Genomic DNA, 14177 nt, shown 5'->3' on the forward strand with positions numbered 1-14177 from the left:
GTTTCCGCAGACCAAGGAATGACCCCATGAAGTTGTACTACCTGCCCGGTGCCTGCTCGCTGGCCGACCACATCGTGCTCGAATGGATCGGCAAGCCGTACGAAACGTACCGGGTGGCGCGCGAGGAACTCGGCTCGCCGGAATACCTGAAGATCAATCCTTCCGGTGCGGTACCGGCGCTGCAGGAAGACGATGGCTGGGTGCTCACTGAAAACGCCGCGATCCTCAACTACCTCGCCGACCTCCATCCGGAAGCCGGGCTGGGCGGCGATGGTTCCGTGCGTGCGCGTGCCGAGGTGAATCGCTGGTTGGCCTATATCAATTCCGACCTGCACCCGCTGTTCCGCCCGGTATTTCGTCCGGATCGCTTCATCGATGACGCAACGGCCCAGGAAGCGTTGCGCGTGAAGTCCGTTGAGCGACTGCGCGCCTATTACGAACGCCTCGACGCACAACTCGGAGGCAAGGACTGGTTGACCGGCTCCCGCTCGTACGCCGACCCGTATCTCTTCGTCGTGCTGCGCTGGGCCACGGCCAAGGGCGTCGACCTCGGCGGCCTGGACAACCTCGCACGCTTCCACCAGCGCATGCTGGAAGATGCCGGCGTGAAGTCGGCCATGCAGCAGGAAGGCCTGTAATCGGGTCGGCAGCGTCGCTGGCACGCCCGCTCCCAGGGGGTTCTAGTACATCATCGGGACGCGCACGGTCACCGTCGCGTCCGGCGTGTCGCGGGTGACGCCCACGCCGAGCGTGAAGTTGAGCGTGCGCTTCTCGTCGAAGCGCCACGATCCACCGATAAGCAGCGTGCCCAGGACGATCTTGGTCGAACCGGGTACGCGCGACCCGTTCTGCTTGGTGGGGCCGACGAAGGCCTGCTCGTAGCCGATACTCATCGAGGCCTTCTCGTTGAGCGAAAGGCCCATGCCCAGGCTGAGGTCAACGATGCCGCCCGGCTGCACCTTGCCGAGCTGCTCGACGCCGCCCAGCAGGACATGCCGCTCGACGTTGTCGCGCGGTATGTTGTACAGATAGCTGAAGTTGCCGAACAGCACGATGGGGTCGGTGGGATAGAGCCAGGTGACACCCGGCTGCAGCGACCAGAAGCCGGTGCCCGTAGGCTGCTGCAATGGCAGCCCGGTGCCGGTGACCGACAGCGGAACTTCCGACAGCACGTTCTCCACGCAGCGCTGGATGCAATCGGTGGTGACCTGGAATGGGTCCTTGCCGGTGTTGGACTTCACACGGAACCAGCCGACGTAGAACGGCTTGTCCGGACCGCCGACATTGAGCTGGTAGCGTATCGTCGCCTCGATGTCGCCCAGGCCATGCCCGCTGGTGCCAAACGCGTTGTCGGCCGCGGTACCGGTGAAGATCTCGCGACTGATGGTGTCTTCGTTGGTCCACACATAGGGCACGCGAAGTTCCACTTCCATCCGATCGGTGATGCCGTAGCGGCCGGTCAGCCAGCCGATCTGCGTGGTGGTCTTCACCTCTCGAGCATCGATCAGGCCGATGAGGATCGCGGGAATCACCGTATAGCCGACCAGCGCGACGCGATCGACCGAGGAATAACCGAACTGGTAAGCCGGCTCGATGACGAATTTCCCCTTGGGTGTGAGCACGCCGGGCTGCTGGAAAATGGGGGCCACTTCGGGAGGACGCGTATCGGGCTTCGGTGCTTCACCGACGGGTTGCTGCTGAGGCGCGTCGGCCGCCACCGCTTCGGCGGCAGGCATGGGCAACGCGGATGCACCCGGCCCACCGGCGGCGATGCTGCCGGCACGCTGCTTGTCCAGCACGTCGATGCCCACGGCATGGCGCAGCGACTGATAGTCGGCCTCCTGCTGCGCCAACGCTCGCTTCATCTCATCAAGCTGGGCCATCTGCGCGCTGATCTGGCTGCGCATGGCATCGATGCGTTCGCCCTGCTCGACCACCTTCTTGCGAATGTCAGTCGGGTCCGCCGCCGCGGGCGCTCCAGTGGGAGCCGCCGGGATGGGGTTCGCCGCCACCGGTGGTGGCGTACCCGTCGCCGCACCCGCAGGCGCTCCCACCTGTTGGGCCGCGACAGGCAGGCCGAGCATCACCAGCCCCGCACATCCTGCCGACCATACGTATCGCCACGCTGAGTGTCGCATCATGCTTCCTCATGATCCGGGGTTCGAAGTCCTGCGGACGAACGCGGAGACGGTGCTCGGCGCGTTCGCGGGTGGATACGACACTGGTGCAGCGCATCGCATGTCAGTGCCCAAGGGCCTGCAGTTGCGCCTGCTGGAACGCATCCTGGAAATTCGCCTGGCGGAATGCGTTGATCGTGTTGACCGACGTATTGATCGTCGTGATGCTCTGGATGTGCTGGTTGTTCAGCGTGTTCTGGATCACCGTCGCCCCCACGTTGGGTCCGAGCGACGATGGATCGAAACTGTTGTTCGGCCCTATCTGGGTCACCGTGACCGTATTGATCGCCGTCTGCATGGCCGTCGCCTGCGCGGTGGTCATGTGCGCGATGTCAGGAATGTTGAAGCTGGTGGACGTCACAAGGTTGCCGTTGACGTAGACCGCGCGATCGATGCCGAACGATGCGACCAGTCCGTTGCCGAGATCGAAGCCACCGCGCGCATCGTCCAGCGTTTCCTGGCTCACCGGCGTCCAGCTCGCCATGTCATCCGTTGCGGGGACGGCAACCACGTTGGCGAGCGCTGCAGCCGGTGCTGCGGGGGCCGCAGTAACAGGCATCTGCGCGGCGCCATCCTGGGCGCTTGCACCCGGCATCCATGGCCCGCATGCCACGATCAGGGCAGCAAGGCCAGCTATGCGTGTGACCGGTTTCATCGTCCCGTCCTCACAAGTCGTCCGGCCCGTACTTGGGCATCACAGTGTTGTAGAGACCGTTGCGGTCGATCGCATTACTGAGCGGCGCTCCCGGTGCGACTCTCCAATCGCTCGCACTGTTGAATACCGCCAGGTTGCGGCGGTTGTGGATGACGAACACCAAGCCGTTCTTCCACATCGACATGAACTTCGTCTGCGAAAGCACGCGCGTGCCGCGTGCCGGATCGCCAACGAGAATGCGGCCATTGCGCATGCCCTTCACGACCACGAAATGGTGATAGCCCTTTTCATCGATCAGGACGATGGCAGGCAGGTTCTCCTGCTCCAGCTTGTCCAGCGGCACCTTGTAACCGTCCGCCTGGAAGCCGTTCGCCTCGAGGAAGCGCTTGATGTCGAGCAGCGAGAAACCTTCGCGGTTGATCTTGGCCTGGTCGCCATGCGTATACATCTGCTCGAACGCGACCTGCTCGTTGATCGGATAACCGTATTGATAGGTAAGCAGCGTCGCCACGGCGGCCGAGCCGCAGCTGAAGTCGTACTTCTGGTGGATGGTGGCCTTGTAGCGCGCTTCCTTCACGCTGGTCAGGTGCACCGTATACATGCCGGTCGAACCACCCGCCACGGCGACGGGAGTGGTGGCGTGGCCTTCCAGCGGGAGCGCCGCGATCAGGATCCACAGCGCTGCCCACTTGCTCATGGCTGGAACTGGACGTTGAGGACGGTGGCGTTCTGGATCAGGACACTGTTGCCTGAATTCTGGATCACCGTCGGAAAACCGGTAGCGCCGCTGAGCGAATTGCCTGTGATCAGGTTGCTTCCAGACACCGTGTTTTCGACACTATTGTCGGACACCGTGCCGGTCAGCGTGGTGTTCTGCTGGACCAGCGTTCCTCCGCTCAGGTCAGCCAGGGTGGCGTTGTCAACGCTGGCCCCGAGATCGCCCACGACGTTCTCGTGCTCGATGCGCGTCGCGGCGACATACACGGCTATCGGCGAGTCGGCGCCATCGGCCAGATAAGCCGAAGGAATCTCCGCGTCTTTCGCGCAAAGCACCGCGGGTGCGCCCAAGGCGCAGCATGCGGTAATACCAAGCATCCACTTGAACGATCGCACGGCACAATCTCCCCGGGCGCGAGGCACCCATTCGATCGAAGCACGCATCAATCAGTCGTCCCTGAAGACGGCCGTCTTTCAGCACCGCGCACGATGGGGCAAACGCCCCATCGTGCGTGGACTCCTCACACTTAGTGACCCAGATTCAGGTTGGCCTGAACGTTCACGCTCTGCTGTACCAGCGAGGCTGCGCCGCTGTTCTGGGCAAGAATCGACACGCCTGCCGCTGCCGCGGCCGAACCGTTCATCTGGTTCGACATGTCGAACGCACCCGTCGTGGCATAAGCCGTGCCGCCTGCGCCACCGGCGCCACCGGCTCCGCCGGTACCTGCGCCACCCGTGCCGCCCGTACCTGAACCGCCCGCTCCAGCCGCACCGCCCGTGCTGGAGGCGTAGCCCGAGGTACCGCCCGTGGCGGACGACGAACCGCTGTAGCTGCTCGGCGATGCAGCACCCGAGCTGCCAGCACCGCCTGCACCGCCAGCGCCGCCGGCGCCACCGGCACCGCCAGTACCGCCAGTTGCGGTGCCGCCACCGGCCATACCACTGCCGCCGCCTGCACGAGCGCGGCTGTGGCTATTGGCATTGGCGTCGCCGCCGTCGTTGCCGCCGCCGCCGCTGGCGCCACTGCCGCCGCCGGCAAGCGATGCACCGAGAGCGCCCGAATCACCCGACGAACTGCCGGAGCCACCGGCCCGGCCACTACGTGCGTGAGCGCTGCCGCCGTCGCCGCCGTCGCCGCCGTTGCCGCCAATGGCCTTGCCGCCACGGCCGTCACCGCCGCTTCCGCCACGGCCGCCATTGGCATTGCCGTTATTGGTCGCGGAGTTGCCGATGTCGCTCACGCTGACTTTGCTGACGGTGCCACTCAGATCGCTGTTGGCAACGGCAGTGCTGGTGTTGAATGCGTCGGAGAACGAAGCGGTAGCAGTTCCGCCGTTATTGGCTGCCGCGGTACCTGCACCGGCTGCGGCCGCATCGCCCGAGTTGAACGCATCCGTGAAGGTCTTGGTATGCGTGCTTGAGTTGGTATGTGTGCTCGAGTTGGTATTGCTGTGCGTACTTGAATCGGTCAGATTGCTGCTTCCATGGGAAGTGTTGTCATCCGCGAAAGCCGGGAGTGCCAATCCCAGTCCCAATACGATCGCGGTCGCAATTAGAGTCTTACGCATGGTTATTACTCCTGGAACGATGCGGTGACCCCCTGTGTAGCTGGTGTTGCTGATCCAGCAAGTTGTAAACGCAACATGCGTGCCACCACGCCCACTCGCCTGTTCAGGCTCGGGAACCTCATGAAATCAGGCGGTTGAAGAGACTCACTGGCAGTGAGTCGCAGCTCTATTCAGGGTGCCAGGAGCGAAACTGATTCATACCTGTTACGCGCGATAGGAAGACCGGTATAGAACGTGCTCTTTAGACCCGCAGGCATCGCTCGAAAAATCAGCACGTTGTGGCACCTTTTGAGGCGAACTCCGCAGTGCGTGACAGCTGTATCAATTGCTTTACACCCGTGCACACAAAACGATAGCAATGTCGTACAGGCTCATGAACCCAAACGAAAGTTAAGGAAAAAAGAAGGGAGCCTTGCGGGCTCCCTTCTTTCATGACGACGGCGTGTCGTGTCAGCGCTTTTCGATCGGTACGTAGACCTGGTCTTCAGGGCCCGTGTAGTTGGCGCTGGGACGGATGATCTTTCCGTCGATGCGCTGCTCGATCACGTGGGCGCTCCAGCCGGAGGTGCGGGCGATCACGAACAGCGGGGTGAACATGGCCGTCGGCACGCCCATCATGTGATACGCGCTGGCCGAGAACCAGTCGAGGTTCGGGAACATCTTCTTCTGTTCCCACATCAGCTTCTCGATCTTCTCCGACACGTCGAACAGGGTCGGATTACCACCCTCGGTGCAGAGCTTGCGCGAGACTTCCTTGATGATCTCGTTGCGCGGATCGGACACGGTGTACACCGGGTGGCCGAAGCCGATGATGATTTCCTTGCGCTCGACGCGCGCACGGATGTCCGCTTCCGCCTCAGCCGCATTGCGGTAGCGCGCGATGATTTCCATCGCCACTTCGTTGGCGCCGCCGTGCTTGGGACCACGCAGCGCGCCGATGGCGCCGGTGATGGCCGAGTACATGTCCGAACCGGTACCGGCGATGACGCGAGCGGTAAAGGTGGACGCGTTGAACTCGTGCTCGGCATAGAGCACCAGCGACTTGTCCAGCGAATGCGCATGCAGCTCGCTCGGCTTCTTGCCGTGCAGCAGGTGCAGGAAGTGACCGGCAATCGACTCGTCGTCGGTCTCCGTCTCGATGCGCTTGCCGTTGTGGCTGAAGTGGAACCAGTACAGCAGCATCGAGCCGAAACTGGCCATCAGACGGTCGGCGATGTCACACGCGCCGGTGAGGTTGTGGTCGTCTTTTTCCGGCAGCACCGTACCCAGCACCGAACAACCCGTGCGCATCACGTCCATCGGGTGGGTGGCAGCCGGCAGCAGCTCCAGCGCGTTCTTCACCGGCGCAGGCAGGCCGCGCAGGCGCTTGAGCTTGGCGCGATAGGCATTCAGTTCCGCCCAGTTCGGCAGCACGCCGTGGACCAGAAGGTAAGCCACTTCCTCGAAGCAGCCCTTGGCCGCCAGGTCATGGATGTCGTAGCCGCGGTAATGCAGGTCGTTGCCGCTGCGGCCCACCGTGCACAGCGCGGTGTTGCCTGCAGCCACGCCCGACAGCGCGACGGATTTCTTGGGCTTGGGAAGGGTTTGCTCGCTCATGGGATACGTCTCCTCAAATGCATGCGTCTATGGCCGGCCGTGACCCCCTCGCCACGGCCTGGCAAATGGATCGGCCCGCTCAGGCCTTCTTGTTGGCGAACAGGGCGTCGAGCTTGTCCTCGTAGGCGTGGTAGCCGAGGTAGTCGTACAGGTCCGCGCGCGTCTGCAGCGTGTCGATGATGTTCTTCTGCGTGCCTTCGCGGCGAACCGTCTCGTAGAAGTTGAGCGCGGCCTTGTTCATGGCGCGATAGGCGCCGCAGCAATACAGCGCGATGTCCACGTTGGCGGTGCGCAGATCATCGGTGGTGAAGAACGGCGTGGAACCGAACTCGGTGAGGTTGGCCAGGATCGGCACCTTCACGGCGGCGCGGAAGCGACGATAATCGTCCAGCGTCTTCATGGCCTCCGGGAAGATCATGTCGGCGCCGGCCTCGACGTAAGCGCAGGCACGATCGATCGCGGCGTCGATGCCTTCCACGGCAGCCGCATCGGTGCGCGCCATGATCACGAAGCCGGCGTCGGTGCGGGCATCCACGGCCGCCTTCACGCGGTCGACCATCTCTTCCTTGGGCACCACTTCCTTGCCCGGGCGATGGCCGCAACGCTTCTGGCCCACCTGGTCCTCGATATGCACCGCCGCCACGCCCACGTTGATGAACGAGCGGATGGTGCGGCCGATGTTGAATGCACCGCCCCAACCGGTATCGATATCGACCAGCAGCGGCATCTGGGTGGCATCAACGATGCGGCGGGCATCGGTGAGCACGTCTTCCATGGTGGAGATGCCCAGGTCCGGCATGCCCAGCGAGTTGGCGGCCACGCCGCCACCCGAGAGGTACAGCGCCTTATAGCCCACGCGCTTGGCCATCAGGCCGGCATAGGCGGTGATGGCGCCCATCACCTGGAGAGGACTTTCGGCGGCAACGGCAGCACGGAAACGTGCGCCAGCAGATTCGGTGTGGGACATGGTGGTTCTCCGAAACCTCATATTCTAGGTGATGCGATGACTACGCCGTGTCGCGGCGCAGTAGGCGCCGAGGCATGGCGGACATGCTGTCACCGGCCGATGTATTGATCAATCTTGATCCACAGGATCAATATGTCGCCATGAGAGCCGATTACCTTTCCGCCCAGGAAGCCGCCACACGCCTAGGCATAAGCGCCGCCACGCTCTACGCCTACGTGAGCCGCGGCAAGATCGATTCACGCCCCGGCGCCGACGGACGCAGCCGCGAGTACCTGGCTGACGACATCGAGCGCCTGATCAAACGCCGCCAGGCCGGCCGGGGCGCGGCAAAGGCCGCGGCGGATAGCCTTACCTGGGGTCTGCCGGTGCTGGAGACGCGCATTTCGCTCATCCGGCCACATGGCCACTATTACCGCGGCGAATCGGCCATCGCGCTGGCCACGCAAGGCGCCAGCCTGGAAGACGTGGCCCGATTGCTGTGGGGTGGCGATGTCGATCCGTTCGCCCCCATGCCGCCGCGCACGTGGCCCAGCGCCGTGGCCGGCCTGATGCGCAGGGACGACATCCCCCCGCAGGAACGTACCGCGGCGGCCCTGCCCCTGATCGCCCTCACCTCGCCGTTTACCCACAGCTCTGACGCCCAGCAACGCAAGGAATGTGCGGCACGCCTGCTGCGCGAGACAGCTGCCCTGCTGTGTGGCACCCGGCCCAGCCACCAGCCCATTCACCGCGTGATGGCGGAGAGCTGGCGTGCCGGCGATGAAGGGTTGGCCGAGATCGTGCGCAGCACCCTGGTGCTGTGCGCCGATCACGAACTCAACGCCTCCGCTTTTGCGACGCGCGTGGCCGCCTCGACCGGCGCCAGCCTGCACGCGGCGGTCAGCGCCGGATTGGCTGCGCTGTCCGGACCGCAACATGGCGGCGCCGCCGCCCGCGCCTACGCGTTGATCCAGGAAGCGCAGCGCGACCGTCGCCCGGCCGACCACGTGCGTGAACGCCTGCGCCGCGGCGACGAGCTGCCAGCCTTCGGACACCCGCTCTATCCGGACGGCGATCCACGCGCGGCGCTGCTGTTGCGCATGCTCGACGACATGCGTCCACGCCTGGGCGGGCTGCTGCGCATCCGCCAGCTGATCGATGCCGTGCACGACAGCGTGGGTCGCCCGCCGAGCCTCGATTTTGCGCTGGCCGCGATTGCGACGCTGTACGGGCTCGGTGCGCACGCCGCCCTGTCTCTATTCGCCGCGGGTCGCATGGCCGGATGGCTGGCCCACGCGCTGGAACAGCAGGATTACGGCGGGCTGATCCGCCCGCGCGCCAACTACGCCGGCACCCTGCCCGGCCGGCGCGACTGATCCGTCCTAGACGTCCGAGCCGCGCTCCAGCGCGCGCCGGACTTCTTCGAGCGCATTCGGATCGTCCAGCGTCGAAAGATCGCCCGGATCGGTGTGCTGCACCAATGCCTGCAGCGAGCGACGCAGCAGCTTGCCGGAGCGCGTCTTGGGCAAGGCGTTGACCACGTACACGCGTGCCGGTTTCGCCACACCGCCGAGCTGGGACACCACGCGTTGCTGCATCGCGCGCGCCACGTCGCCTGATGTCTCGGAAACTCCCTGCCTGAGCGTGGCAAACACCACCGGCACCTGCCCTTTCAGCTCGTCCTGCACGCCCACTACAGCGGCTTCGGCGCAGGCCGGATGGGTGGACACCGACTCCTCGATTTCACGCGTGCCCAGGCGATGGCCGGCCACGTTGATCACGTCATCGGTGCGACCGAGGATGGTGGTATAGCCGTTTTCGTCGCGGATAGCCCAGTCCAGCGAGCTGTAGAGCAGCTCGTTGAAATGACTGAAGTAGCTGGTGACATAACGCTCGTCGTCGCCCCATACCGTGGTGAGGCAGCCAGGCGGCAGCGGCGGCACGAACACCAGCACGCCCTTCTGATGAGGCGGCAATTCCTCGCCCGTGCTTTCGTCGATCACCTTCATGCGGTAACCGGGGCTGGGCAGGCCGGGCGATCCGAACTTCACCGGCTTCAGGTCGAGTCCCGGCATCAAGGTGATTGCCGGCCAACCGGTTTCGGTCTGCCAGTAGTTGTCGATCACCGGCACGCCAAGACCTTCGGTGATCCAGTGGGCCGTGGGTTCGTCCAGCGGTTCGCCCGCGAGGAACAGCCATTTCAGCCTGGACAGGTCGTACTTCTTCAGCCAGCTCGGATCCTGCTTCTTCAGCACACGGATGCCGGTGGGCGAAGAGAACATGGTGCGCACGCCGTAGCGTTCGCAAAGTTGCCACCAGATGCCCGGATCGGGATGCGTGGGCAGTCCTTCGTAAAGCAATGAAGTGGCGCCGCCGATCAGCGGGCCATACACGTTGTACGAATGCCCCACCGCCCAGCCCACGTCGGAGGTGGAGAACATCACCTGTCCCGGTGCGATGTCGAACACGGTCGTGATCGACAGGGCCATCGCCACCGCGTAGCCGCCCACGTCGCGCTGGATGCCCTTGGGTCGGCCGGTGGTGCCGGAGGTGTAGAGCAGGTAGCTCGGTTCGTTCGACTCCAGCCAGGTCACGGGTACTTCCGCACCTTCGTAAGAGGCGCGCAGGCTCGCATAGTCGAGGTCGCGGCCGGCCACGCGCGTCATCCGCGGGTCGAGACCGCGATCGACGATCAGCACATGCGGCGGCTTGTTGGTCGACTCCTCCAGCGCGGCGTCGACCAGCGGCTTGTAGGGAATCACCTTGCCGCCGCGCATGCCGGCATCGGCCGCGATCAGCAGCTTGGGTTGTGCGTCATCGATGCGCAGCGCCAGGTTGTGCGAGGCAAAACCGCCGAACACCACCGAGTGGATGGCGCCGATACGGGCGCAGGCGAGCATGGCAAACACCGCTTCGGCGATGTTGGGCATGTAGATCACCACGCGATCGCCCTTGCCCACGCCCAGCGAAACGAGCACGGCGGCGAAGGTGTTCGCCTCGCGATAGAGGTCACGATAGGTGAGTTCACGCGTGATGTTGGTTTCGGTGGAGATCGCCACCAGCGCCAGCTGCCCGCCACGCTCTTCAAGGTGACGATCGACCGCGTTGTAGCAGAGATTGGTGGTCCCACCGACGAACCAGCGGCGGAACGGCGGACGCGAAGTGTCGAGGATCTGTTGGGGCGGCGTGTGCCAATGGATGCGCGTGGCCTGTTCGGCCCAGAACGCCTCAGGTTGATCTACCGAACGCTGATAGAAATCTTCATAGCGCATCGCTCACACCTCGACTCAGTCTGCTGACCAGGCCTAGCCTAGATCAGCAGCGCAAAACGGGCCTTGCGACCTTGGTCGAGCCGTACCGTGCGCGACCGCCGCTGGCGGCGGTCACGCTTCCTGGATCATCAGAGGCAGGAAACAGCCGCGTCGCGATAGGCGGAGTTGTATTCCTTCTTCATGTCCCTGGACTCGTACATCATCACCAGTGCACCCGTGCCATCAGCCGTCACCTCGACCAGTTCGTGCGCGCCTTCCTTGTCGTTGGCGGACAACGTACCCGATTGATCCTTGTGCGATGCGCTCACTTCGGCCGTCTCGGCCCACTTGGCGCGCACGCATTCCAGATAGGTCGGGATGTCCTTGTTGGTGCGGCTGCTCATTTTTGCCGGCGTGTCATGGAGCCCATGGGTGCCGCCGCAGGCGGTCAGCAAGGCGCAGCAGGTGGCGATCGCAAGGAGTTGCTTCATTGGGATGTTCCAGTCGAGGATCGTCAGATTTAACCATGAAGCGCCATGCTGTGGAGAGGCTTGACCCTCACGTCACGTGAGGGCCCACAGTGCCCGGCACGCAACAAGGACATGCCATGGAACTGACCGTCGGAGAACTCGCCCGTCGCAGCGGGCTCACCATCCGCACGCTGCACCACTACGACGCCATCGGCCTGCTGGCTCCCTCGCTGCGTTCCGCTGCCGGCTACCGGCTCTACGACCGGGCGAATATCGAACGCCTGCACCGTATCCAGGCCCTGCGCCAGCTGGGCCTGTCGCTGGCCGACATCGGAACCGCCCTGTCCGGGCCTCAGGCACCGCTGGCCGAGGTGATCGAGCGGCAGATCGCCCAGCTCGATCACGAGATCGTCAACGCCACCCGCCTGCGCGACCAGCTGGGACGCCTGCGTTCCCAGCTCGCCTCCGGACAGACTCCCGACCTTGCCGATTGGCTGGAGACCCTGGAAACCATGTCGCTCTACGAGAAATACTTCTCACCCGAGGAACTGAAGGCATTGCCGCTGCATGCCGATCCGGACGTGCTGCCGCAATGGAGCGCGCTTGTGACCGCCGTGCAGTCTGCGATGGACCGCGGCGCAACCGTCGATGATGCAGACGTCCATCTGCTCGCCTTCAGCTGGATGGCGATGCTCGAACGCGGCACCGGCAACAACCCGGCGTTCCTGTTGCGCCTGCATGCGATCAACGAACAGGAGCCGCAGATGCGCGTGCGCAGTGGCATCACCCGGGAGCTGGAACGCTTCGTGGAACAGGCGGTGATCTCGGCACGCCTGGCCATCTTCGCGCGCTACCTGGACGAGCACGAGATGCAGCGCGTGCGCGCGAACTACGGTCACCAGATGTACGACTGGCCTGCACTGATCGTCGAACTGCGCACGGCCATGGCAGATAACCGCCCGCCCGACGATCCGCACGTGCAGGCCCTGGCACAGCGCTGGATGACCTTGTTCCGCGCCTATGCCGGCGATGACCCCGCCACCCACGAACGCATCCGCGAGGCCTATGCCAGGGAACCGGACCTGCGCCGGGGTAGCGCGGTGGACGAAGCCTTCATGACCTATCTGCGCAAGGCATGGACCCACCAGCCGCCACGATGAGCGCCGGCGCCGCCCCCATCCATGACGACGTGCTAGGTTGGGGGCGCGCTTTCATTCATGCGAGGGGACAACATGCAGCACCGGAAAGGTTCACGGCTGGGCGGATGGATGCTGGCAGTGGCGCTGGCGATCGTCGCGCCCATGGCACGCAGCGCCACGGACGATGCCGCGCAGATCCGCCAGATCATGACCGACCAGCAGACCGCGTGGAACCGCGGCGACATCGACGCCTTCATGCAGCCCTACAAGGATGCGCCCGATACCACCTTCATCGGATCGAAGATCCGCAAGGGTTATCGCCCCATCCTCGAAAACTACAAGAAGAACTACGCGTCGAAGGAACAGATGGGCACGCTTTCGTACTCGGACATCGAAGTCCGTTTGCTGCCCTGCGCCGACGGCCAGGCAAGCTATGCGATGGTCACCGGCCGCTTCCACCTCGATCGCAACGAACACGGCAGCGCGGCCAAGGATGATGGCGTGTATTCACTGCTGTGGGAGCGCACGCCCGCCGGCTGGAAAATCGTGCTCGACCACAGCAGCTGAACCTGCCGCCTCGCCGTTCACGATGCACTGACGATCACAAAGAAAAAGGGCGGCCGAGGCCGCCCTTTTTCGTACCGGCGTAAGCCAGCTTACTTCTTGGCGAACAGGTGCTCGACGCCGGCGCGCTCTTCGCGCAGTTCCTTGTTGGTGGCGTCCATGCGGGCGCGCGAGAAATCATTGATTTCCAGGCCCTGCACGATGGCGTACTTGCCGTCCTTCACGGTCACCGGGTAGCCGTAGATCACGCCCGGCTCGATGCCGTACGAACCGTCCGACGGGATACCCATCGAAGCCCAGTCACCTTCCGCGGTGCCCTGCGCCCAGGTGCGCATGTGGTCGACGGCGGCCGAAGCAGCCGACGCGGCCGAGGAAGCGCCACGAGCCTTGATGATGGCCGCGCCGCGCTGCTGCACGGTCGGGATGAAATCGCTCTCGTACCAGCTCTGGTCGACCAGCGACAGCGCCGGCTTGCCACCCACGGTGGCGTGGTGCAGGTCCGGGTACTGGGTGGAGCTGTGGTTGCCCCAGATGGTCATCTTCTTGATGTCGGTGTTGTGCTTGCCGGTCTTCTCGGCCAGCTGCGACAGCGCGCGGTTGTGGTCCAGGCGGACCATCGCGGTGAAGCACTTCGGATCCAGGTCGGGGGCGTTCTGCTGGGCGATCAGCGCATTGGTGTTGGCCGGATTGCCGACCACCAGCACGCGCACGTCACGCTTGGCGTGATCGTTCAGCGCCTTGCCCTGCGGGCCGAAGATGGCGCCGTTGGCTTCGAGCAGATCCTTGCGCTCCATGCCCGGGCCGCGCGGACGCGCGCCGACCAGCAGTGCGTAGTCGACATCCTTGAAGGCGACGTTGAGGTCGTCGGTGGCGACCACGCCAGCCAGCGTCGGGAACGCGCAATCGTTGAGTTCCATCACCACGCCCTGCAGCGCGGGCAGCGCCGGGGTGATTTCCAGCAGGTGCAGGATCACCGGCTGGTCCGGACCCAGCATGTCGCCCGCGGCGATGCGGAACAGCAGGGCGTAACCGATCTGGCCGGCAGCGCCGGTAACGGCAACACGAACAGGGGCTTTCATCGGGGAAACTCCTTC

General features: G+C 64.4%; 14 protein-coding genes. 4 read left to right on the forward strand and 10 right to left on the reverse strand.

Annotated elements, in window-relative coordinates; all coding sequences use genetic code 11:
* The first annotated feature begins 26 nt into the window (after window positions 1-26).
* Entirely contained in the window at window positions 27-638 is a 612-nt protein-coding gene (locus EPB08_RS07600; RefSeq protein WP_130618450.1) for a glutathione S-transferase N-terminal domain-containing protein, read from the forward strand.
* 42 nt (window positions 639-680) lie between these two features.
* Here EPB08_RS07600 and EPB08_RS07605 read toward each other — a convergent pair whose 3' ends face one another.
* The 7 genes from EPB08_RS07605 to prpB all read right to left on the reverse strand — a co-directional run bounded on the left by EPB08_RS07605 (window position 681) and on the right by prpB (window position 7680).
* Window positions 681-2141 (reverse strand): acetate kinase, encoded by a 1461-nt coding sequence (locus tag EPB08_RS07605; protein WP_205746301.1) that lies wholly within the window; start codon window positions 2139-2141, stop codon window positions 681-683.
* 100 nt (window positions 2142-2241) lie between these two features.
* Complete coding sequence (locus tag EPB08_RS07610; protein ID WP_205746302.1) at window positions 2242-2832, reverse strand: hypothetical protein; 591 nt, start codon at window positions 2830-2832, stop codon at window positions 2242-2244.
* A gap of 10 nt (window positions 2833-2842) precedes the next feature.
* Complete coding sequence (locus EPB08_RS07615; RefSeq protein ID WP_130618451.1) at window positions 2843-3529, reverse strand: C39 family peptidase; 687 nt, start codon at window positions 3527-3529, stop codon at window positions 2843-2845.
* Complete coding sequence (locus EPB08_RS21260) at window positions 3526-3945, reverse strand: hypothetical protein (protein WP_229238247.1); 420 nt, start codon at window positions 3943-3945, stop codon at window positions 3526-3528. The genes EPB08_RS07615 and EPB08_RS21260 overlap by 4 nt, the downstream gene beginning before the upstream one ends.
* Window positions 3946-4076: 131 nt before the next feature.
* A complete protein-coding gene (locus EPB08_RS07625) occupies window positions 4077-5117 on the reverse strand; it encodes a hypothetical protein (protein ID WP_130618452.1) in 1041 nt (346 codons plus the stop codon).
* Window positions 5118-5567: 450 nt separating this feature from the next.
* The gene (gene prpC, locus EPB08_RS07630; protein ID WP_130618453.1) at window positions 5568-6713 is read right to left on the reverse strand and encodes a bifunctional 2-methylcitrate synthase/citrate synthase; all 1146 of its coding nucleotides are present in this window, start codon (window positions 6711-6713) and stop codon (window positions 5568-5570) included.
* Between the two features lie 79 nt (window positions 6714-6792).
* A complete protein-coding gene (gene prpB / locus EPB08_RS07635) occupies window positions 6793-7680 on the reverse strand; it encodes a methylisocitrate lyase (RefSeq protein WP_130618454.1) in 888 nt (295 codons plus the stop codon).
* 140 nt (window positions 7681-7820) lie between these two features.
* Here prpB and EPB08_RS07640 point away from each other — a divergent pair, with 140 nt between their 5' ends.
* A complete protein-coding gene (locus tag EPB08_RS07640; protein ID WP_229238248.1) occupies window positions 7821-9035 on the forward strand; it encodes a citrate synthase family protein in 1215 nt (404 codons plus the stop codon).
* A gap of 6 nt (window positions 9036-9041) precedes the next feature.
* Here EPB08_RS07640 and prpE read toward each other — a convergent pair whose 3' ends face one another.
* Both prpE and EPB08_RS07650 read right to left on the reverse strand, forming a co-directional pair.
* The gene (gene prpE / locus EPB08_RS07645) at window positions 9042-10931 is read right to left on the reverse strand and encodes a propionate--CoA ligase (protein WP_130618455.1); all 1890 of its coding nucleotides are present in this window, start codon (window positions 10929-10931) and stop codon (window positions 9042-9044) included.
* A gap of 128 nt (window positions 10932-11059) precedes the next feature.
* Window positions 11060-11401, reverse strand: a complete 342-nt coding sequence (locus EPB08_RS07650; protein ID WP_130618456.1) for a hypothetical protein — start codon at window positions 11399-11401, stop codon at window positions 11060-11062.
* A gap of 116 nt (window positions 11402-11517) precedes the next feature.
* Between EPB08_RS07650 and EPB08_RS07655 the strand changes: the two genes are divergently transcribed.
* Both EPB08_RS07655 and EPB08_RS07660 read left to right on the forward strand, forming a co-directional pair.
* Window positions 11518-12540 carry a MerR family transcriptional regulator gene (locus EPB08_RS07655; RefSeq protein ID WP_130618457.1) on the forward strand — a complete coding sequence of 341 codons (1023 nt, stop codon included), beginning with the start codon at window positions 11518-11520 and terminating at the stop codon, window positions 12538-12540.
* 72 nt (window positions 12541-12612) lie between these two features.
* Complete coding sequence (locus EPB08_RS07660; RefSeq protein WP_229238249.1) at window positions 12613-13086, forward strand: YybH family protein; 474 nt, start codon at window positions 12613-12615, stop codon at window positions 13084-13086.
* An 89-nt stretch (window positions 13087-13175) separates the two neighbouring features.
* Here the strand turns inward: EPB08_RS07660 and EPB08_RS07665 are convergent, their stop codons facing one another.
* Window positions 13176-14162 (reverse strand): malate dehydrogenase, encoded by a 987-nt coding sequence (locus EPB08_RS07665; protein WP_130618458.1) that lies wholly within the window; start codon window positions 14160-14162, stop codon window positions 13176-13178.
* Window positions 14163-14177: the final 15 nt, after the last annotated feature.

It is taken from the genome of Dyella amyloliquefaciens (genome assembly GCF_004296575.1).
Classification (GTDB): Bacteria; Pseudomonadota; Gammaproteobacteria; order Xanthomonadales; family Rhodanobacteraceae; genus Dyella; species Dyella amyloliquefaciens.